We start from the raw sequence: 20,266 nt of genomic DNA, 5'->3' as shown, positions 1-20,266 counted from the left end.
CCCGTCAGTCACAACGTCCGGGGTTGTCCGAGCACCAGCTCTGGTACTCGGCCACGTTTTCCTCGTGCTGGGCAAAGTTCTCCGCGAACTTGGTTTCACCGGTGTCCAGGTTGGTGGTCACCCAGTAGTAGTAGTCGTTGTCCGCGGGGTTGGCCGCAGCATCGATCGACTCATCGCCCGGGGAACCGATCGGCCCCACCGGCAGGCCGGGGTTGGCGAACGTGTTGTACTCGTTGGAGGCGTCCCTGCGTTCCTCATCGGAGAAGTCGTAGGAGCGGCGGCCCAATCCGTAGGTCACGGAGGCATCGGACTGGATGAATCCGTTGGTTTCATCATCCGGACGGTCAATGCGGTTGTAGATCGCCCCTGCAACATCGGCGTAGTCCGCAGGAACGCCCTCGAACTCCACCAGGGAGGCCACCGTCAACACACGGAAGGCCTGGTCCTCCGGGACATTGTTGCGTTCCAGGGTGGCCTTGGTCCGGTCCACCATCTCCTGGAGGATCTGGTCAGCCGTGGCATCCAACGGGAAGCGGTACTCACCGGGGTGCAAGTAACCCTCGATGTTGGGGAACTCATCCGGAATGCCGAACTTGGACGTGTCCTCCGCCGCGCTCTCGAACTCGTCCACGGAGATACCGGTGGAGTCCGAGAGGATCTGGAAGGTGTCGTCCATGCGCAAGGTGTTGGCCACCGCCGCGTAGTGAGCCGGATCGCCTTCATCCATGAGCACGCGCACTGCGGCTTCCGAGCTCATCTGACGGCGCATCTCGTAGTCACCGGGCTGGATGAACTCGCCCTGGTATTCATCGTTGAAGGTCTCGATGAACCTGCCGGCGTTGGCCACGATGTCCTCGTTGGCCAGGTCGATCCCCACCTGCTCCACCGTGTCACCCTCGGAAATGGTGAAGTTCACGGTCTCATTGCCGTCCCCGCGGTAGTCCTGGCGTTCGAACCACCCAAAGTTGTTGCCCAGAACGGAGACCGTGAACACGGCCGCCGCCGTGAACAGGGCAATGGCCCCCAGCAGGGACAGATTGTGACGCTTCTTGAGTCGCTGCAGTTGGGCTTCGGAGCGCTCTTCCACCTGGAAGGCTCCGGACAGTCCTTTGCCGGCGCCGGGGGATGGCGTGTGGCCCTGGTTCTCAGGGCCCCGCTGCTGTTCACTCACGTGAGGTCTCCCTCCGGATTGGCGGACGAGGCAGATTCGTCCATGGTCATGTCAATATTTTGATCGGATCTTCCGGTAACGGACGGATCACGGTCTTCCACGGCGCGGCGTGCTGTGGCCAGGGCGGCCTCCAAGATGGTCACGGCCGCTTGCTGGTCCACCTTGGTCTTGTGCTCCCGCCGGGAGATCCCAGCCTCCAGCAGGAGCCGGTGGGACTGCACGCTGGTCCAGCGTTCGTCCACCATGTGCACCGTCGCCGTGTGCCCATTGCGCTCCAGCCGATCGCTGAGGCGCTGGGCCCAGTTCACAGCGGCCCGCGTGGAGTCGGTGTGTTCCCCTGACATGGCCAGTGGAAGGCCAACCACCACCTCCACGACGTCGTGTTCGGCCACCAGTTTGGCCGCGATCTTGACGTCAAAGTTCTTCTTGAGGTCGCGTTCCAGCGTGGTCAGCGGCGTGGCCATGATCGCGTCAGGATCGGTGAGAGCAACACCCACCCGGACCTGGCCCACGTCCACACCGAGCCGCCGCCCCCGCAGATTCAGGTTCAGCGGCTGCGGTGAGGCCTGGACCTCACGCATTGCCACCGCCTGCGCCCGTGGGTGACCCACCGGCCTGAGACTGCAGCTGATCCACGATCGCCTGCAAGGCGGTCTGGGTCTTGCTGGCGTCCTGGCCACCGCCCTGGGCAAGGTCGTCCTTGCCGCCACCGCCGCCGCCCAACACACCGGCGGCCACGCGCACCATGGCACCGGCCTTGGCCCCGGCTGCCCGTGCGGCTTCCGTGGTGGCCGCCAGCACCAGCGGGCGCCCGTTGGACACACCAGTGACCGCGACGACGGCGGGGCGCTCGGTCAAGCGTCCGCGCAGATCCAGGGCCAAGGCCCGCAGATCATCCGCACCGGAGACCTCGCCCAGGTCATGGGTGAGCACCTGCAGGGAACCCAGGTCCTGGACGGAGTCCAGCAGAGACCCTGCCTGTGCCGTGAGCTTCTCCCGGCGCAACGCGGCCAGTTCCTTCTCAGCGGAGCGCAGCTTCTCCAGAGTTTCGTGGATTCGCGTGGGCAGATCCGTGGAGTGCTGCACCTTGAGCATGTTCGTGAGCTGGTTGACCAGGGTGCGCTCAGCCGCCAGGTGCTCGAACGAGTTCAGCCCCACCAGGGCCTCCACACGCCGGTTGCCTGAGCCCACGGAGCCCTCTGAGATCAAGGACAAGGAACCGATCTGGGCGGTGTCCCCCACGTGGGTTCCACCGCACAGTTCACGCGACCAGGGCCCGTTGAGCTCAACCACTCGGACCTGGTCCCCGTACTTCTCCCCGAACAGGCTCATGGCACCCAGCGCCTTGGCCTCTGCCAAGGGCATCTCACGGGTGATGACCTCGTGATCGTCCCGGATGACGGTGTTGGCCAGACCTTCCACTTCCTGCTTCTGGGCATCGGACATGCCCTCGCCCCAGGCGAAGTCGAAGCGCAGGTAACCCTCCTTGTTGAAGGATCCGCGCTGTACGGCCTCCGGGCCCAGCACGTCGTGCAATGCGGCGTGCACAATGTGCGTCCCGGTGTGCGCCATTTCGGCGTCGCGACGTCGTCGGACGTCAATGGAGGCCACGGCCTCGGTACCGGCAGCCACTTCACCGGAGGTCACGGTGGCGCGGTGCACGGAGAGCCCCTTGACGGGCTGCTGGACATCAGCCACGGTCAGCACAAATCCGTGGCCGGTGATGGTTCCGGAGTCTGCGGCCTGGCCGCCGGCCTCTGCGTAGAACGGGGTGGCGTCCAGGATGACCTCCACCTCATCCCCCTGAGAGGCTGCGGGCACCGTGGCACCGTCCACCAACAAGGCACGCACGGTGGTTGCCGTGGAGGGCTCGGTGTAGCCGGTGAAGATCGAGTCCCGCTGTTCTTGCAGAGCACGCAGCACGGACAGATCCGCGTGGGCACCCTTCTTGGCCTGGGCATCCTTGCGGGCACGCTCGCGCTGCTCGTTCATTAAGGACCGGAAAGCGGTTTCATCCACGGCCACGCCGGCTTCGGCTGCCATCTCCAAGGTCAGGTCGATGGGGAAACCGTAGGTGTCGTGCAAGGCGAAGGCCTCCGCGCCGGTCACCGCACCACCCTGGGTCTTGGCCACGGCCACGGCGTCATCCAGCCGGGAGGTACCGGACTCGATGGTCTTTAGGAACGCCTTCTCCTCGGCGTAGGCGATCCGGGAAATGCGCTCGAAATCCTCGCGCACCACGGGGAACATCTCCCCCATGGCATCCCGGGATGCCGGCAGCAGAACATTGAGGCAAGGTTCTGTCACACCCAGCAGACGCATGGCGCGGATGGCGCGACGCAGCAACCTGCGCAAGATGTAGCCACGGCCTTCATTGCCCGGTGTCACGCCGTCGGCAATCAGCATCAGGGAGGACCGGATGTGGTCCGCCACCACGCGCATGCGGACGTCGTCGTCGTAACCGGGGTCCTCTGCCTTCTCCGCACCGTGGTAGGTCTTGCCGGAGAGCTTGGCCGCGGCATCCAGGACCGGACGGACCTGATCGGTCTCGTAGAAGTTCTCCACACCCTGCAGCAGCATGGCCATGCGCTCCACGCCCATACCGGTGTCAATGTTCTTGCGCGGCAGCTCGCCCAGGATCTCGTAGTCCTTGCCGGATCCTTCGCCACGCTGGTACTGCATGAACACCAGGTTCCAGATCTCGATGTAGCGGTCGTCATCCACTGCAGGGCCGCCGTCGCGCCCGTAACGCGGACCACGGTCGTAGAAGATCTCGGAATCAGGACCAGCCGGGCCGGGCTGTCCGGTGTCCCAGTAGTTCTCCTCCTTGGGCATGCGCTGAATACGCTCTTCCGGCAGGCCCACGGTGTTGCACCACAGATCGTGGGCTTCGTCATCGCCCTCGTAAATGGTGACCCACAGCCGCTCCGGGTCCAGGCCGTAACCACCGTTGTCCGTGGAGGACGTCAGCAGCTCCCAGGCCATGGGAATGGCCTTCTCCTTGAAGTAGTCACCAAAGGAGAAGTTTCCAGCCATCTGGAAGAAGGTCCCGTGACGGGCAGTCTTGCCCACCTCGTCGATGTCCAGGGTCCGGATGCACTTCTGCACGGACGTGGCACGCGGCCACGGAGCCTGTTCCTGCCCCAGGAAGTACGGGATGAACGGGACCATGCCCGCAATGGTGAACATGGAACCGGGCTGGGTGGAGACCAACGACGCGGAGGGAACGACGGTGTGACCCTGCTTCTGGAAGTAGGTCAACCAACGTTCGGTGATCTCATGGGTCAACATGTGGTGCTCGCGGTCCTTTGTCTCTGTTGCCGGTGGCAAATGTTCTGAAGCTTCGGCCAGTGTTGCACTGCCGGGACACGTTCTCAGTGGTGGGGGCCGGCGCTGGTGCCGTTGGCCCTACGTGCCTTGATCTGATCTGGTGCGGGGAGCCCCAACTGGGCACGCAGTTCACCTTCCCGCTGGTCCATGGCGGCACGGACGTCCTGCGCCACGCGCAGAAGTTTGCTGGCCACCTTGTTCTCGCGGGCTGGACGCGGTTCAAGGGACGCGCCGTGCCCGGCCACGTTTCCGGAGCCCGTCAACGCCGCACGATGTGGCAAGGAGGTGGAACTGAGCTCCGAGAGTGTCCGGCGCCCGGAATCCGAGGTTGCCCACCGCGTGGCCACGGCACCCGCTGCAGCCCCTGCTGCCACCAGTGCAAGGCGTGCAATCGCGCTCACCGTTCTCCCTCCTGGCCGGGCTCACCGGCGGCGCGGGTGTCCGCATCCGGTACAGGCCTCTGTGATACATGGTTCGCAGGCCGGTCCGACACAGTGTGACGCGTGGACCTGGCAACGTGCCGAGCCGCCGGGGTGCAATCCCCGTGAGCTGAATCCGGCTCGCCCACCATCTCGATCACCACGGGGGAATCACCGGTCACGGGTTCCTCATCCGCATCAGCGTTGATTCGAGTCGCATCGGCGTCGGTCATCGGCTCTGCACCGGTGTCGAACTCCGTGCCCTCCCACCAGGGACGTTGGTTCGTTGGCGACGACCCAGCCGCAGCGTCGTCGTCGTGAAATCCGGCAGGGGCAGCAGCAGGTGTTCGGGGCCCATCCGCAGCAGGCGGCGGCGTTGATTCACCGGAACGGGCCGAGCTGGACTCAGCATCGCGCATCCGACGTTCCTGGGCCCGGCGTGCCCGGGCTGCCTCAGGGCTGAAAGCGCGGCGCACACCGGAGGAGAACGCAGCCATCTTAATGATGGGCTGCCCCACCGTGGAGGCCACCAGGGAAGTCATGGCGGAGACGTTGGCCGAGGCATCGGAGACGTTGTCCGTGATGCCGTCCACCTTCTCCAGCTGGGAGTTGGTGGTGGCCACCGTGCGGACCACCTCATCAATCAGGGGCTCGGTTTCTGCGTTGAGATCACGGATCCACACGCGCAGTTCATCGAAGACACGGCCCAACTTGATGATGGGCACGGCCAACAGCGCCACCAGCACGGCAAACACGCCTGCGGCGATCAGGCCGGCAATATCTCCTCCGGTCATGGGCTCTGCGGGCTCCTGTTACCTGACTCAGGCAGAACACACCCGGGTGGGACGTGCTCTGCAATGGGGCCCAAACCCGTCCTCGGTCAGCAAGTGCTGGCGTGAACCGGTGGTCTAACGGGCGCTTTGGTGTGGCTCTACTGTAACCAATTGGTCACGATCCCGGTGCACACCGACCACGGCGCGGCCCCGGCAGGGCCACCGAAACCACCTGTCCAAGAAATTCAGGACTTACCAAACAGTAAGTATGGATGTAACTTCTGTCACATCTGCGGCAATTCGTCTCGCACCTGCGACGACGCAGATTTCCCTCTGAAAGGAGCAGTATGCCGCGCACCACCAAGAGCATCGGCGCCGGCTTGGCCGCCGCTGCCATGATCGGTTCACTCCTGACGGCCCAGCCCGCATGGGCCACGCCGTCGAACACCGCCGCTCCCGCTGACAACCAGGACACCACCCGGCAACTCGTGCTGGCGGAACCCGGAACTGCCGCGGACCAGGTGACCGCTGCCGTCGAAGCAGCCGGCGGTGAAGTTGCTCAGACCAATGAAGCCATCGGCCTCTACACGGTCAACGGTCCAGCCGATTTGGCTCAGAAGCTGGACCAGAATCCCCTGATCACCGGAACCATGGACGATTCCGTGATCGGCTACTCCCCGCGTGGCGACATCGGGGAGAAGAAACGCAAGGCTGACGACGTCGAACGTGCCCGCGCAGAACGCCCCGCCGCCCGCTCCACCGAGCAGAACATCACCAAGGCCCCTCCCGGGCAGAGCCGCGGCAAGGGCAAGAACCACCAGGGAAACACTCCGCTGGTCACGGCCCCGCTGCGGGACCGGCAGTGGAACCTGGACATGATCGAGGCCGATGCCGCCCACCAGACCACCATGGGCAAAGGCGCCCGGGTGGGCATCATGGACACCGGCGTTGACGGCAACCACCCGGACATCGCCGCCAACTTCAACCTGGCCCTCTCCAGGAACTTCACCACGGACATCCCAGAGATCGACGGCGCCTGCGCCGAAGACCCGGACGGCAGTTGCACGGATGCCGCGGACGTGGACGAAAACGGACACGGCACGCATGTGGCCAGCACCATCGCCTCACCCCGCAACGGGATCGGCGTGACCGGTGTGGCACCAGAGGCCGAAGTGGTGAACCTGCGCAACGGGCAGGACAGCGGGTACTTCTACCTGCAACCCACCCTGGACGCCCTGACCTACGCACCGTCGGCTGGGATCGATGTGGTCAACATGAGCTTCTACATTGACCCCTGGGCCTTCAACTGCGCCGCCAACCCCGCTGACTCCCCCGAGGAACAGGCCGCCCAGCGGTTGACCATCGAGGCCACCAATCGGGCACTGGACTACGCCCGCAACAACGGGGTCACCTTGATTGCCGCCATGGGCAACAGCCACCAGGACCTGGGCAACCCCATCTCCGACAGCTCCAGCCCCAACTTCCGCGAGGGCAATGAGCGTGAACGCGCCATCGACACCTCCTGCGTGGTCATGCCCACGGAAGGCAACGGCGTGATGAGTGTGTCCTCCGTGGGGCCCAGCTCCCTGAAGGCCTACTACTCCAACTACGGCACGGAGCAGGTGGCCGTGGCGGCACCGGGCGGTGCCTACCGGGACTTCTCTGACACAGACAAGAACCGGCGCCCGGAAAACATGATCCTGGCAGCAGTACCGGAAGTGGTGGTCCGTGCGGAGACCGACCTTGCGCCCAACGGGGAGTCCCTGAGCCCCTTTGTGATCAGCGAATGCTCCGGGGAGAACAACTGCGCGTACTACGAGTACCTGCAGGGCACCTCCATGGCCGCACCCCATGTGACGGGTGTGGCCGCCCTGACCATTGCCCGTCACGGCCAACCCGACAACCAGTTGGGTGGCAAGAAGATGCAGCCACACCGGGTGGAACGATTCATCACCGAGGGTGCTGTGGAGAAGGCCTGCGAGGCGCCCGTGATGTCCTACCCGGGTCTGGCTGACAGCTACACCGCCCCCTGTGAGGGAGATGCCTCCTTCAACGGGTTCTACGGCAACAGCATCCTCAACGCCAAGAACTCGGTGAGCAACACACCGCACAAGCGCTGATCCCCTCCACCGCCCATCAGCCTGGGCCCACCCGAAAAAGAACCACCCCCACACCACGATTGGTGCGGGGGTGGTTCTTGCGTCAACGGTGGCGAGGGCCGCGGTCGTCGTCGTTGTTGCAGATCAGGTCGAACTTTGCAGATCAGGCCATACGAGCGTAGTACTCGACCACGAGCTGCTCTTCACAGGTCACGGGGACCTCGGAGCGCTCGGGGTGACGCGTGTAGGTGGCCTGCAGCTTGTCGATCTCAACGTTCAGGTAAGCCGGGGTCTTGGGCAGCACGTCCTGGTGGGCGCCGGTGGCGGCAACCTGGAACGGGACCATCTTCTCGGACTTTTCGTGCACGTGGATCATCTGACCGGGCTTGACCAGGAAGGAGGGGCGGTCAACACGCTGGCCGTCGACCAGGATGTGACGGTGCACCACCATCTGGCGGGCCTGAGCCATGGTGCGGGCGAAACCGGCGCGCAGGACCAAGGCGTCCAGGCGGGATTCCAGCAGCTGGATCAGGTTCTCACCGGTCTGGCCCTCGCGGCGCTTGGCCTCGACGTAGGCACGGTGCATCTGCTTCTCGCGGATGTTGTACTGGGCGCGCAGGCGCTGCTTCTCCAGCAGACGAACCTTGTAGTCCGAATCTGCCTTGCGGCGGGCACGGCCGTGCTCACCGGGGCCGTACGGACGGCGCTCAAAGTACTTCTCAGCCTTCGGCGTCAGGGCGATTCCGAGGGCACGGGACTTGCGCACCTGGCGGCGCGCACGCAATGCGTTGTCAGACACTGATGTGTCACCTTTCATGCGGTGGCGCCCGCTGCCGCGTCCTGCTGGTGCAGGTTCGACGACGGACGTCGTGATCTGTTCGGTCCGGCCTCCAGGCATGGATCGGTCCATGTGGAGAGGTGGGGATCAGCCGCAATCCCGCAGAGCTACAGGTGCTCGCTTTCGGTGGCCGACCCGTCGTGTGGTTGAGGCATGAGGGCAGAACAAAGCGGCACCTTGCCGGCCGACCGCACAACTGTACCAGCCCCCGACGAAACCGAGGTTTCGGCCCGCCACAGGGGTTGCAGGCGGGCAGAAACCTCGGTCTCAGCGGAAGGAAGAGGTCCTCCACAGGCGGAGAAGTTGTCCTGACCACCTGGTGTATTCCCTCCGGGCTGTGGACAACCTGCACGGGCGGAATCGGCCGCACATAGCGTGCCCACCATGTACCTCGAACCGCTGCCCCAGCGATTTCCCATCCCGCAGATCGACACCACCGCGCGTTGGGGTCGCCGCACCCGGTCTCTGCAACGTGACCCCTCCATGGTGGCGCTGACCCACGGGCTGTGGGCGCAATGGGACGGCATCATCGCACCGACAGACCTGCAGCCGTGGGAGGTCAGTGCACTGATCGCCTCAGCTGTGCCCCACGCAGCCGTCTCCGGACTCTGCGCGGCAGCGGCACTGCAGATTCCTCTCATGTGGGGCATGAACTGGGTGGATGGCGTTCTGGGTCAGGCCCGCACCTGGACTCCTTGGAACCCTGCACCGGAGATCGTTGTCCCGAACGGGCACAAGCTGTGGCGTGGCAACGACGTCGTGGTGCGTAAGTTGGCTGCCCATCACACCCTGCAATCAGGACCTTGGGGCAGCCAGGTCACCGCAGCATTGCCCACTCTGCTCGCCCTCCAGAAGTGGCAACGTGGGTGGCGCGCGGTCGTGGCTGCGGACAACGTGCTCGCTCGAGCTGTTGACGAAGCGGGGCAGCCCCTCCAGCTTCAGCCGGGAGATCTGATGGCGCAACTGCATGGCATTGCCCCCGGTACCCGAGGGAAAGCACTCCTGTTCCAAGCGTTGAATCAAGCCGCTCCCAATGTGTGGTCTCCCATGGAGACGGTCCTGCGCCTGGTGGTCATTGAGTTGGGTGCCCCACCACCGGCCCACAACTTGCCAGTGGTGCTGTCATCCGGACGCAAGGTGTACCTGGACCTGGCGTGGAAGCAGCGCCGCAAAGCTCTTGAGTACAACGGGAAAGTTCACCACCTCAACTGGCGGCAGTATCGCGATGAGGCCGGACGTCTGAATGAACTTCGCGACGACGGGTGGGACGTTCGAGTGGTCGTCATGGACGATCTGCAATCGCGCCAGCGCTTGATGGCCTTGCGGAGGTGGCTAAGAGACCTGCACTGACGCCAAGACCGAGATTTCTGCCCGCCACAGGGGTTGCAGGCGGGCAGAAACCTCGGTCTCGGCGAAGGGGGGGTCGGTCAGTCGACGTCCTCGTCCACCCAGTCGAAGGTCTTGGTCACGGCCTTCTGCCAGTTGCGGAAGAACTTGGCTGTGGTCTCAGGATCTTCCTGCGGCTCCCAGCGCTTGTCCTCTGCCCAGTTGTTGGCCACGTCCTCCGTGCCCTTCCAGAAGCCAACGGCAATGCCAGCAGCGTAGGCGGCGCCAAGTGCCGTGGTTTCCGTGACCTTGGGCCGGATCACCGGGATGTCCAGCTGATCGGCCTGGAACTGCATGAGCAGTTCGTTGGCCGTCATGCCCCCGTCCACCTTGAGTTCCTGCATGTCCACGTCCGAGTCCTTGTTCATGGCCTCGATGACTTCACGGGACTGGTAGGCCGTGGCCTCCAGGGCGGCGCGGGCGATGTGGGACTTGTTGACGTACCGCGTCAGACCCACCAGGGCACCACGGGCGTCGTCGCGCCAGTAGGGGGCGAACAGGCCAGAGAAGGCCGGGACAAAGTAGGCCCCGCCGTTGTCGTCGACCTTCTCCGCGAGTGCTTGCACCTGGGAGGCGTCCGAGAACAATCCCAGGTTGTCCCGCAGCCACTGGATCAACGAACCGGTCACGGCAATGGAGCCTTCCAGGGCGTACACCGGATCCTGGTCCCCCAGCTTGTAGCAGACCGTGGAGAGCAGTCCGTGTTCGGAGTGGACCACCTCAGTGCCCACGTTCATGAGCACGAATGAACCGGTGCCGTAGGTGTTCTTGCCCATACCGGGCTCAAAGCAGGCCTGGCCGAACATGGCGGCCTGCTGGTCCCCCAGGATTCCGGCAATCGGAACATCCTTCAGGAACCCGGTCTGGCGACCATGACCGTAGACCTCTGATGAGGACTTGATCTCCGGCAGCATGGACAGGGGAACGCCCATGTCCTGGGCGATCTCCTGGTTCCAGTCCAGGGTCTCCAGGTTCATGAGCATGGTGCGGGAGGCGTTGGTGACGTCTGTGACGTGCACGCCGCCGTTGGTGCCGCCGGTCATGTTCCAGACCAACCAGGAGTCGGTGTTGCCGAACAGAAGGTCACCGGCCTCCGCCTTCTGGCGTGCACCGTCCACGTTGTCCAGGATCCAGGAGATCTTGGGGCCGGAGAAGTAGCTGGCCAAGGGCAGGCCCACGCGGTCCTTGTACTTGTCCGCGCCTTCCTCTCCGCCCAGCTGCTCTGCCAGCTTGGCGGTCCGGGTGTCCTGCCACACGATGGCGTTGTAAACGGGCTCACCCGTGGTCTTGTCCCACACCACAGCGGTTTCGCGCTGGTTGGTGATTCCGACGGCGGCGATGTCCGAGGCCGTCAGTTCGGCCACGGCCAAGGAGTCCGCCACGACCTTGCGGACGTTGCGCCAGATCTCTTGGGCGTCGTGCTCCACCCAGCCGGCCTTGGGGAAGATCTGCTCGTGTTCCAACTGGCCGGTGCTCACGATTTCACCGGAGTGGTTGAAGATGATGGCCCGTGAGCTGGTGGTGCCCTGGTCAATGGCCATCACGTACTGGGCCTTGCTGGAGGACTCGGCCTTGTTCTCCAGGTTGGTTTCCGTGGTTGTTTCGGTGTTCTCGAGTGTGGATTCGGTGGTCATGGTATGGACTCCTCACATCGTTGTGGTGGGTCGGTTGTGGGTGTGGTCAGCGCCAGGGCTGTGCAGCAGCCTGGCGCCAGGCTCAGGCCGGGAAATTGGTGGCGGGGAACAGCTGGAAGATGCCACCGGCGATCAGGGCGCCCAGGATGGGGCCCACAACGGGAACCCAGGCGTAACCCCAGTCGCTTCCGCCCTTGCCGCGGATGGGCAAGACGGCGTGTGCAATTCGGGGGCCCAGGTCACGGGCCGGGTTGATGGCGTAACCGGTGGGCCCGCCCAAGCTGGCGCCGATACCGACCACCAGCAGGGCCACGGCCATGGGGCCCAGACCGGAGGGGGTGCCGCCGAACATGAGGATCACGAACACCAACACGAACGTGGCAATGGCTTCTGTGACCACGTTCCAGGGGTAGGAGCGGATCTCCGGGCCGGTGGCAAAGGTGCCCAGCTTGGCAGCGGGGTCCAGTTGCTCGTCGTAGTGCTGCTTGTAGGCGATCCAGCACAGCACCGCACCCAGGAAGGCACCCAGCAGTTCAGCGGCCAGGTAAACCAGCGTGGAGGCCAGCGACACGGCGACTCCGGGGGCGTACTCCTCCCCGCCGGAGGCCCAGATGCCCACGGTCACCGCCGGGTTCAGGTGGGCACCGGACTGCCAGGCCACGTACACACCGGCAAACACGGCCAGACCCCAGCCGAAGTTGATCAGCAGCCAGCCGCCGCCGTTGCCTTTGGTCTTGCCCAGCAGGTGGTTGGCCACCACGCCCACACCCAGCAGAGTGAGCATGCCGGTGCCCAGCACCTCTGACCAGAACACGGTGCTCAGGGGCACCACTTCGGCCGCTGCCTCCATGGGCAGCAGCGCGGACACAGCGTTCATCGTGTGACTCCTTTGTCTCAGCGGACGGTTTCAAACCTGCAGTGGATTCATCTTCACCGGAGTGGCCCACATCCAAATGGGTGTGCCCTGGATCACAGTGTTTGGAGGGACGGTACCGCAGCACGGGCCGCAGCGGCGGCAGGATCGTCCGTGGTTCTTGCTGCGGCATCCTCCGCTGCGCATCGGGCCTTGTAGGCATCGACCTCAGCGGCACGCCGCTCGGGATCCCATCCCAGCTCAGCGGCCAGCAGATCTCCCACTTCCTCAACGACGGCGAGGCCGTGGTCAGGCTGGTCGTAGGTCATCCGCGTGCGTGTCTCAAAGACGTCTTCCAGGTGCAAAGCACCTTCGTTGCGTGCTGCCTGAACGATCTCGGCCCGCACATAGGTGGGCGCACCACCCAGGGGCTGTGCCAGATCCGGCTGCTCCTCCACCAGAGCTTCGATCTCCGCGATGCCCGAACCGTAACGGTTGAGCAGGTGCTCCACCACGGCGGTCTCCCAGCCGTGCTCGGCCGCCAGACGATCCACCTGGCGAGTCAAAGGCAGGTAGCCGTCAGCCCCGTGCAGCAACGTCCGGTCCGTCACGGACGGCAGCTCCTTGGCACGCTGCTCCCCCAGGGCGAAGTCGACGGCGTCTTCCGCCATGACCCGGTAGGTGGTCAACTTGCCGCCGGCAATGGAGATCAGTCCCGGCGTCACCTCCGCCACGGTGTGCTCACGCGAGACCTGGGTGGAGGCAGTCTCCGTGCCGTCCTTGACACCTGGTTGCAGCAAGGGCCGCAGACCGGCAAACGTACCAATCACATCGTCCCGGGTCAGTGGATCGTCCAGCACCACATTGGCGTGCTCAATCACGTAGTCGATGTCCGCACCGGTGGCCACGGGTGCGGAGATGTCCTGGTGGTAGGCGGTGTCCGTGGTACCGATCAACCAGTAGTGCTCCCACGGGATCACGAACAGCACGGACTTCTCCGTTTGCAGGATCAGCCCTACCTCCCCCTGGATGCGCTCACGCGGCACCACAATGTGGATGCCCTTGGAGGCCAGGACCTTCAGTCCTCCATCGGTGTCAGCCAGGTCCTGAGTCTCTTCGGTCCACACGCCCGTGGCCGTGATGACCTTGCGCGCCCGGATGGTGAACTCACTACTTGATTCCAGATCCCGCACATGAGCCCCGGTCACCGTACCGTCGTCGTTCTTGAGCAGTCCGGTGACCTTGGTCCGGGAGGCTGCCAGTGCGCCGTAACCCACTGCCGTGCGGACCAGTGTGAGGACCAGGCGGGCATCATCCACCTTGCCGTCCCAGTACTTGACGGCACCCACCATGGTGCCTGGTTTGATGCTGGGAAAGGCTCGGCGCACGCCACGGTTCGTGAGGTGGCGATGGAAAGGCATGGAAGCCACCTTGGAGCCCAGATGCGCCAAAGTGTCGTAGAGGCCGATGCCCGCTGTCACGTACGGCCGCTCCCAGAAGCGGCGAGTGATCGGGTACAGGAAGGGCACGGGCTTCACCAGATGTGGGGCCAGCGTGTAGAGCAGGCGTTCGCGCTCACTGAGCGCCTCCGCCACCAGTTTGAAATCCAGCTGCTGCAGATACCGCAGGCCGCCGTGCACCAGTTTTGAGGACCACCGGGAGGTGCCACCGGCCCAGTCCTGAGCCTCCACGATTCCCACACGAAGCCCACGAGTGGCCGCATCCAAGGCGATCCCGGCACCGGTGACCCCGCCTCCGATCACCAGGATGTCCAGCTCCTTGCCCTCAGCGGTTCCTGCCTCCCCTGTGGCCGCCATGGCATCCAAGGCTGCTTGGCGGGAGAGCGGGGTCATGACGGTTGTTCGCACGGATGTCGCCTCAATCAGTCGGTGTGTGCTGTGACAGTTAAGAGTGTGCTGCGCCGGTCCGGATGTGAGCTGCGCCGCATGGTCTGCGCCCAACTGTGCCCCGGCTGTGCACGTATGCTCAAACGAATTGCACATACGTGCAGACGGGAGGATTCAGCGTGCACGACGATTCATTGCTCTACCAAGTCTCCGAGCTCTACTTTGTGCAGGGCATGACCATGGGAGCCGTTGCCGACCGTTTCCAGGTCTCCAGGTCAACCGTGTCGCGGATGCTGGCACTGGCCAAGGAACGCGGCATCGTGACCGTGTCCCTGCGGATGCCCAGCAGCCCATCAGACTTGCTGAGCCGTCGCATGCATGACCTGTTCGGGATCCGCATCCACGTGGCAGGCACGGCACGGACCGCCCCCGCGGCTCAGCGACTGGAAGCAGTCTCCCGCTATGCAGCCCACCTTGTGGGTGAGTGGGTCACGGACGGCAGCACCTTGGGGGTGGCCTGGGGCACCACCACCTCCCAGGTGGCCTCCCACCTGCAGCCCTCCACCGTTCGGGACGTCACGGTGGTGCAACTCAACGGTGCCGCCGGCCCCCATTCCACCGGTGTGGGCGCCTCCAGTCCGGTGCTCTCCACCATGGCTCGCGCCTTCAACGCGGAGCTGTACGCCTTCCCCACACCGGCTTTCTTTGACCTGGAACAAACGCGGACGTTGCTCTGGCAGGAGTCCTCCGTGCGTCGCATCCTGGCAGTGCGCTCAGCGGCTGATCTGGCCGTGTTCAGCGTGGGTGCCTTCCAGGGCCCGGTGCTCTCCCAGGTGTACTCGGAAGGTCATTTGAGCCCCGCGACCTTGCGCAGTTTGCACGAGAACAACGTGGTGGGAGACATGTGCACGGTCTTCATCCGTGAGGACGGAACGTACGCGGACATCGATCTGAATCGCCGCGCTTCCGGCCCCACACCGTCCGAACTGGCCCGAATCCCCCGCCGCCTGTGCGTGGCCTCCGGGCGCCACAAGGTCCGGGGCATCCTGGGTGCACTGCGCTCAGGAGCCGTCACGGACCTGGTGATTGATGACCGCACCGCCACGCAGGTTCTGGCCCACCTGGAGACCCAGACACCGGCCAGGCCAACGGCTGCTGCTGCCACCACCCATCAGCTCGACTGACGACGACGCCCCCGGCTCATCTCACGGGTACATCACGCCTGAGCGCGGGTCCTATCAGGTCCACCCAAACCGTTCACCACGGAACCGGCAGCATCACGGGCTGTGGCTGCTGCGGCGTCGTCATGGGTCTGGGCTGCACGGTCCTCCGCCTCACTGCGAGCCGTGTAGGCGGCCAGTTCGTCGGTCATCTTCTCCCGCGTCCATCCGAGTTCGGCTGCCGCGATCTGTGCGATTTCCTCCGCGGCATCCAACCCGTGGCGCGGTGCCGCGTAGGTCAACCGGGTCCGGGTGTCCATCAGGTCTTCCAGGTGCAGCGGGGATTCGTAGCGGCAGGCGTGAATGATCTCAGCGCGCACGTGCTGCTGAGCGTGCGGCAGGGGCTGGGCTGTGGCCGGATCTTCCTCCATGATGGCCAGCACCTCGTCATAGGCGCTGCCGTAACGGTGCAACAGGTCCTCCGTGTGTTGGCGTGTCCACTGATCGCCGGCCACCTCCTGAATCTCCTGGTGGATGGCGTCCATGCGAGCGGCCACACCCACCCAACCGTCAGCACCATGCAACAACACGCGGTCCGTGACGGAGGGACGCTGCGAGGCAGAATCCCCCAGGGCAAGGTCCACGGCGTCCTCTGCCATGACGCGGTAGGTGGTCAACTTGCCGCCGGCAATGGAGATCAGCCCGGGCACAGGTTCCATGACCGTGTGCTCACGGGAGACCTTGGTGGAAACCGCCTCCGACCCCGCTGATTCGTCCTTGGCCACCGGCTGCAACAAGGGCCGCAACCCGGCATACACACCGATCACGTCCTGGCGGGTGAGCGGATCCTCCAGAACCTGGTTGGCGTGATCCAAGACGTAGTCGATGTCCGCACCGGAGGCCACCGGGGTTTCCGGGCTCTGCTGGTACGGGGTGTCCGTGGTCCCGATGATCCAGTGATGCTCCCACGGGATCACGAACAACACGGACTTCTCTGTCTGCAGGATCAGGCCCACCTCACCGTTGATGCGTTCCCGCGGCACCACAATGTGAACCCCCTTGGAGGCCAACACCTGCAGTCCGGCTTCAGCACCAGCCAGATCCTGAAGATGCTCGGTCCACACACCGGTTGCGGAGATGACGTGCTTGGCCCTGACCGGGAACCGGCGCCCAGTTTCCTTGTCCTCCAACACGGCGCCGACCACCACGCGACCGTCTTGGAACTCGTCTTCTTCCGTGAGCAGTTCCACCACTTCTGTGCGGTTGGCAGCCAAAGCGCCTTGGCCCACGGCGGTCCGCAAGATGGTCAACACCAACCGGGCGTCGTCCACCCGAGCGTCCCAGTACTTGAAGGCACCCACGGAAGCGTCGTCGCGCAGATCCGGGAACTCATTGTTGATCTCCTCCACCGTGAGATGTTCACGGCGCGGCAGGGAGGAGACCTTGGAGCCCCATTGCGCCAGGGTGTCGTACAGCCCGATGCCCGTTCCCACGTAGGGCCGCTCCCATTTTTTGCTCAGCGGGTACAGGAAGGGCACCGCCCGGACCAGGTGGGGGGCCAGGTTGAACAGCAGGCGCTCGCGCTCCCCCAGAGCTTCGGCAACCAGCTTCACATCCAGCTGCTGCAGGTAACGCAATCCGCCGTGGACCAGTTTGGATGACCAGCGCGAGGTTGCCCCAGCCCAGTCCTGACCATCCACCACGGCTGTGCGCAGTCCGCGGGTGGCTGCATCCAGGGCAATGCCGGCACCCGTGATGCCACCACCCACCACCAGGACGTCCAACTGCTCACCATGTTCCATCTGCGTGAGTGCCTGCTCACGGGTCTGGGAGTTCATGGCTGTTCGGTGAAGGCGGTTCTGGTGGTGGGACATGACGGTCCTTTCAGGTCAGCGCACTTACCATGTGACGCTACCGGTTGAGTTGTGCCACGGTCACGGGCGTTCGCCGCGGACGATCTGGCGCAGCTTCTCCACCCGCGCCGCCAATTCCCGGTCATGCCCGTAGGCGGTGGGACGGTAGTAGTCCACACCCACCAGTTCATCCGGTGCGTACTGCTGGGGTGCCACCGCATTGGTGGCGTCATGGGCATAGACGTAGCCCTTGCCGTGCCCCAGCTTTTCCGCCCCTTTGTAGTGGGCGTCGCGCAGGTGCAGTGGCACCGGCCCGGCCTTGCCGGATCGCACATCGGCAATGGCGCGGTCGATGGCCATGTACGAGGCATTGGATTTGGGCGCGGTGGCCAGCAAGGTGGTGGCCTGTGCCAAGGGGATCCGCCCTTCCGGCATGCCGATCATCTGTACCGCCTGGGCTGCCGCCACTGCGGTGTGCAGAGCGGTGGGATCAGCGGTGCCGATGTCCTCCGTGGCAGAAATGATCAGGCGGCGGGCAATGAACCTGGGATCCTCCCCGGCCTCGATCATCCGTGCCAGATAGTGCAGAGCGGCATCCACATCGGAACCGCGAATGGACTTGATGAATGCGGAGATGACGTCGTAATGCTGGTCGCCGTCGCGGTCATAACGCAGCACCGCGCGGTCCATGGCCTCCGTGGTGTGCTCCACCGTGATCACCGGCGGTGTCCCGGAACCATCGGCGGCATCCGAACGCTCGGAGAGGGCGACTGCGGCCGCCGCCTCCAGCCCCGTCAAGGCCTTACGGGCATCGCCACCGCACAGTTCCAGCAGGTGAGCCCTCGCTTTGGGGTCCAGATGCACTTCACCGTTGAGTCCCCGGGGATCGAGGACGGCGCGATCCACCAGTTCCCCGATGTCCTCCGGCTCCAAGGACTTCAGCGTGAGCAACAGGGAACGGGAGAGCAACGGCGCGATCACTGAGAACGACGGATTCTCCGTGGTGGCTGCCACCAGAACCACCCATCGGTTCTCCACCCCGGGCAGCAGCGCATCCTGCTGGGCCTTGGTGAATCGGTGGATTTCATCGAGGAACAACACGGTGGTCCGCCCGTGCAGATCCCGATCCGTGAGCGCCTGATCCATGACCGCGCGGACGTCCTTGACTCCGGCGGTGATGGCGGACAGTTCCACGAACTTGCGGTGGGACCCCCGTGCAATCACGTGCGCAATGGTGGTCTTGCCGGTGCCCGGTGGACCCCACAGCATGATGGAGCTGGGACCGGCCGGCCCGCGGTCAGCCCCTGCCAGAACGTGCAGCGGGGATCCGGGCTTGAGCAGGTGCTTCTGCCCCACCACCTCATCCAGACTGCGGGGGCGCATGCGCACCGCCAACGGGGCCGTGGCCCGCCGTGGCGTGGTCACACGTGCAGCACCGGTGGCGGGTTGAGTGCCACCGGATTCATGGTCACCGCCGTCGGAGGGATCCTGCTGCGGTGAGAGATCAAAAAGGGAACTACTCACAGGCTCAGGTTATCGGCTGCCTCAGACAGCACATGTTCTCTCAGGCCAGGCTGGACCCACAGGTGACTTCAGCCGCGGCGCGGTTTTTTCAGTTCCTCGGAATCCAGAAGGATGGTCACGGGACCGTCGTTGGTCAGTGACACGGCCATCTGCGCCCCGAATTCTCCGGTCTCCACGTGCACGCCCAGATCCTGCAGCGCCTGGACGTAGGCCTCCACCAGGGGCTCGGAAACCGGCCCCGGTGCGGCATTGCTCCAGGAGGGGCGCCGCCCTCGCCGGCAGTCTGCATACAACGTGAACTGGCTGACCACAAGCACCGGCGCCCCCAGATCCAGGCACGATGCCTCTGCCTGATCCCGACCCTGGGCATCAACTCCACTGAGGATCCGCAGACCTGCAGTTTTGTCGGCCATCAGGTGAGCCACGGAGGCGTCGTCGTCGTGGGTGACACCCACCAGAGCCACCAGCCCGGGGGCGGTGAGACGGCCGGTGACCCGCTGGGTGCCGTCGGGGTCGGTCACGGTGACGGTGGCAGCACTGGCTCGTTGCAGAAGAACTCGCATGAGCCCATTTCATCATTGCGTGCCGTCATGCTCAGACCTTCAAGGACTGTGCTGGTCAGACCATCCATGCCTCTACGATCTTTCCATGACCACCACACCACTGCAGCGCACCAACGGCAAGCACTCTGCCGCCACCGCTCCCGGTGAGAACCGGGCGGCTCGCGCCATTGCAGCCATGCTCTCGCCCTCCATCTTGGCCAGCGCCGTGCTGCTGATTGCAGGGACCGTGGACAGCGGGTGGTGGGGTTTCTGGTGGGCGGCGGCAACTGCCGTGGTGCTGTTGGGACTGCCCATGGCTGTTCTGATCGCACTGTCGCGCCGCGGTGTGGTTGATTCGCGCTACGTCAGACGCCGCGAGCACAGGTTCCCGGTTTACGGCGGCGTGTGCGTGTTGATCGTCGCCGTGCTGGCAGCACAACTGTTGCTGGGACCGGCGTTGGGCATACCCATGTCCGTGACACTGACCGCCATGTTCCTGCTGCTGGGAGTGACCACGCTGATGGTCATCACCTTGGCGTGGAAGGTCTCAGCCCACACCGCCATGGCCGCCACCTTTGCCGTGGCCGTCCCCGTCCTAGCAGGGGGGTGGCTGGTGTTCCTCACCTGGATGGTTCCCGTGGCCGTGGCCTGGTCCCGTCTACGCACCGGGGATCACACCTACTGGCAGACCGTGGTGGGGATCTGGATGGGTGTGTTGATCGGAGGCTTCTACGGCCTCATGTGGAACTGGTCGATCTAGTCACTCAGTGTCAAGGTCATGCGTTGCTGCACTTTCCGTGCCCGGAAGTGCAGCAACGCATGATCTCGGCCTTTCAA

Annotated in this window: 15 protein-coding genes and 1 pseudogene; 4 read left to right on the top strand and 12 right to left on the bottom strand. The window is 64.6% G+C overall.

The window, feature by feature from the left end; translation table 11 throughout:
* Window positions 1–4: 4 nt before the first annotated feature.
* The 5 genes and pseudogenes from mltG to GTW58_RS01850 form a co-directional block, all read right to left on the bottom strand.
* The gene (gene mltG, locus GTW58_RS01870) at window positions 5–1,171 is read right to left on the bottom strand and encodes an endolytic transglycosylase MltG (RefSeq protein ID WP_119932429.1); all 1,167 of its coding nucleotides are present in this window, start codon (window positions 1,169–1,171) and stop codon (window positions 5–7) included.
* A complete protein-coding gene (ruvX, locus tag GTW58_RS01865) occupies window positions 1,168–1,752 on the bottom strand; it encodes a Holliday junction resolvase RuvX (RefSeq protein ID WP_119932430.1) in 585 nt (194 codons plus the stop codon). Before ruvX ends, mltG begins: the two co-directional genes overlap by 4 nt.
* A complete protein-coding gene (gene alaS, locus GTW58_RS01860) occupies window positions 1,745–4,462 on the bottom strand; it encodes an alanine--tRNA ligase (RefSeq protein WP_119932431.1) in 2,718 nt (905 codons plus the stop codon). Before alaS ends, ruvX begins: the two co-directional genes overlap by 8 nt.
* Before the next feature lie 83 nt (window positions 4,463–4,545).
* The gene (locus tag GTW58_RS01855) at window positions 4,546–4,902 is read right to left on the bottom strand and encodes a hypothetical protein (RefSeq protein WP_119932432.1); all 357 of its coding nucleotides are present in this window, start codon (window positions 4,900–4,902) and stop codon (window positions 4,546–4,548) included.
* A 479-nt stretch (window positions 4,903–5,381) separates the two neighbouring features.
* Window positions 5,382–5,714: pseudogene (locus GTW58_RS01850) on the bottom strand (DUF948 domain-containing protein); the annotation flags it as partial.
* 326 nt (window positions 5,715–6,040) lie between these two features.
* Between GTW58_RS01850 and GTW58_RS01845 the strand changes: the two are divergent.
* Complete coding sequence (locus tag GTW58_RS01845; protein WP_119932433.1) at window positions 6,041–7,813, top strand: S8 family peptidase; 1,773 nt, start codon at window positions 6,041–6,043, stop codon at window positions 7,811–7,813.
* 142 nt (window positions 7,814–7,955) lie between these two features.
* On the opposite strand, the gene rpsD is transcribed toward GTW58_RS01845, so the two are convergent.
* A complete protein-coding gene (gene rpsD / locus GTW58_RS01840; RefSeq protein ID WP_052209705.1) occupies window positions 7,956–8,609 on the bottom strand; it encodes a 30S ribosomal protein S4 in 654 nt (217 codons plus the stop codon).
* 405 nt (window positions 8,610–9,014) lie between these two features.
* On the opposite strand from rpsD, the gene GTW58_RS01835 reads away from it, so the two are divergent.
* Window positions 9,015–9,980, top strand: a complete 966-nt coding sequence (locus tag GTW58_RS01835) for a hypothetical protein (protein ID WP_157980438.1) — start codon at window positions 9,015–9,017, stop codon at window positions 9,978–9,980.
* A gap of 77 nt (window positions 9,981–10,057) precedes the next feature.
* On the opposite strand, the gene glpK is transcribed toward GTW58_RS01835, so the two are convergent.
* From glpK to GTW58_RS01820, 3 genes are all read right to left on the bottom strand, one after another.
* On the bottom strand, window positions 10,058–11,650 hold the full coding sequence (glpK, locus tag GTW58_RS01830) for a glycerol kinase GlpK (protein ID WP_119932435.1): 1,593 nt from the start codon (window positions 11,648–11,650) through the stop codon (window positions 10,058–10,060).
* 82 nt (window positions 11,651–11,732) lie between these two features.
* Entirely contained in the window at window positions 11,733–12,473 is a 741-nt protein-coding gene (locus GTW58_RS01825) for an MIP/aquaporin family protein (RefSeq protein WP_081994339.1), read from the bottom strand.
* Window positions 12,474–12,619: 146 nt separating this feature from the next.
* Window positions 12,620–14,371 carry a glycerol-3-phosphate dehydrogenase/oxidase gene (locus GTW58_RS01820; RefSeq protein WP_370448258.1) on the bottom strand — a complete coding sequence of 584 codons (1,752 nt, stop codon included), beginning with the start codon at window positions 14,369–14,371 and terminating at the stop codon, window positions 12,620–12,622.
* Between the two features lie 158 nt (window positions 14,372–14,529).
* Between GTW58_RS01820 and GTW58_RS01815 the strand changes: the two genes are divergently transcribed.
* The gene (locus GTW58_RS01815) at window positions 14,530–15,534 is read left to right on the top strand and encodes a sugar-binding transcriptional regulator (protein ID WP_052209813.1); all 1,005 of its coding nucleotides are present in this window, start codon (window positions 14,530–14,532) and stop codon (window positions 15,532–15,534) included.
* A gap of 32 nt (window positions 15,535–15,566) precedes the next feature.
* On the opposite strand, the gene GTW58_RS01810 is transcribed toward GTW58_RS01815, so the two are convergent.
* The 3 genes from GTW58_RS01810 to dtd form a co-directional block, all read right to left on the bottom strand.
* Complete coding sequence (locus tag GTW58_RS01810; protein ID WP_119932437.1) at window positions 15,567–17,384, bottom strand: glycerol-3-phosphate dehydrogenase/oxidase; 1,818 nt, start codon at window positions 17,382–17,384, stop codon at window positions 15,567–15,569.
* Window positions 17,385–17,444: 60 nt separating this feature from the next.
* On the bottom strand, window positions 17,445–18,887 hold the full coding sequence (locus tag GTW58_RS01805) for a replication-associated recombination protein A (RefSeq protein WP_370448260.1): 1,443 nt from the start codon (window positions 18,885–18,887) through the stop codon (window positions 17,445–17,447).
* A 68-nt stretch (window positions 18,888–18,955) separates the two neighbouring features.
* Window positions 18,956–19,450: a D-aminoacyl-tRNA deacylase gene (gene dtd, locus GTW58_RS01800; protein WP_047692232.1), complete on the bottom strand. Its 495-nt coding sequence runs from the start codon at window positions 19,448–19,450 to the stop codon at window positions 18,956–18,958.
* An 85-nt stretch (window positions 19,451–19,535) separates the two neighbouring features.
* Here dtd and GTW58_RS01795 point away from each other — a divergent pair, with 85 nt between their 5' ends.
* Window positions 19,536–20,189: a hypothetical protein gene (locus GTW58_RS01795; RefSeq protein ID WP_119932438.1), complete on the top strand. Its 654-nt coding sequence runs from the start codon at window positions 19,536–19,538 to the stop codon at window positions 20,187–20,189.
* Window positions 20,190–20,266: the final 77 nt, after the last annotated feature.

Source organism: Kocuria subflava, from assembly GCF_012163155.1.
Taxonomy (GTDB): domain Bacteria; phylum Actinomycetota; class Actinomycetes; order Actinomycetales; family Micrococcaceae; genus Kocuria; species Kocuria subflava.
This window is presented reverse-complemented; position numbering and strand designations above follow the sequence as displayed.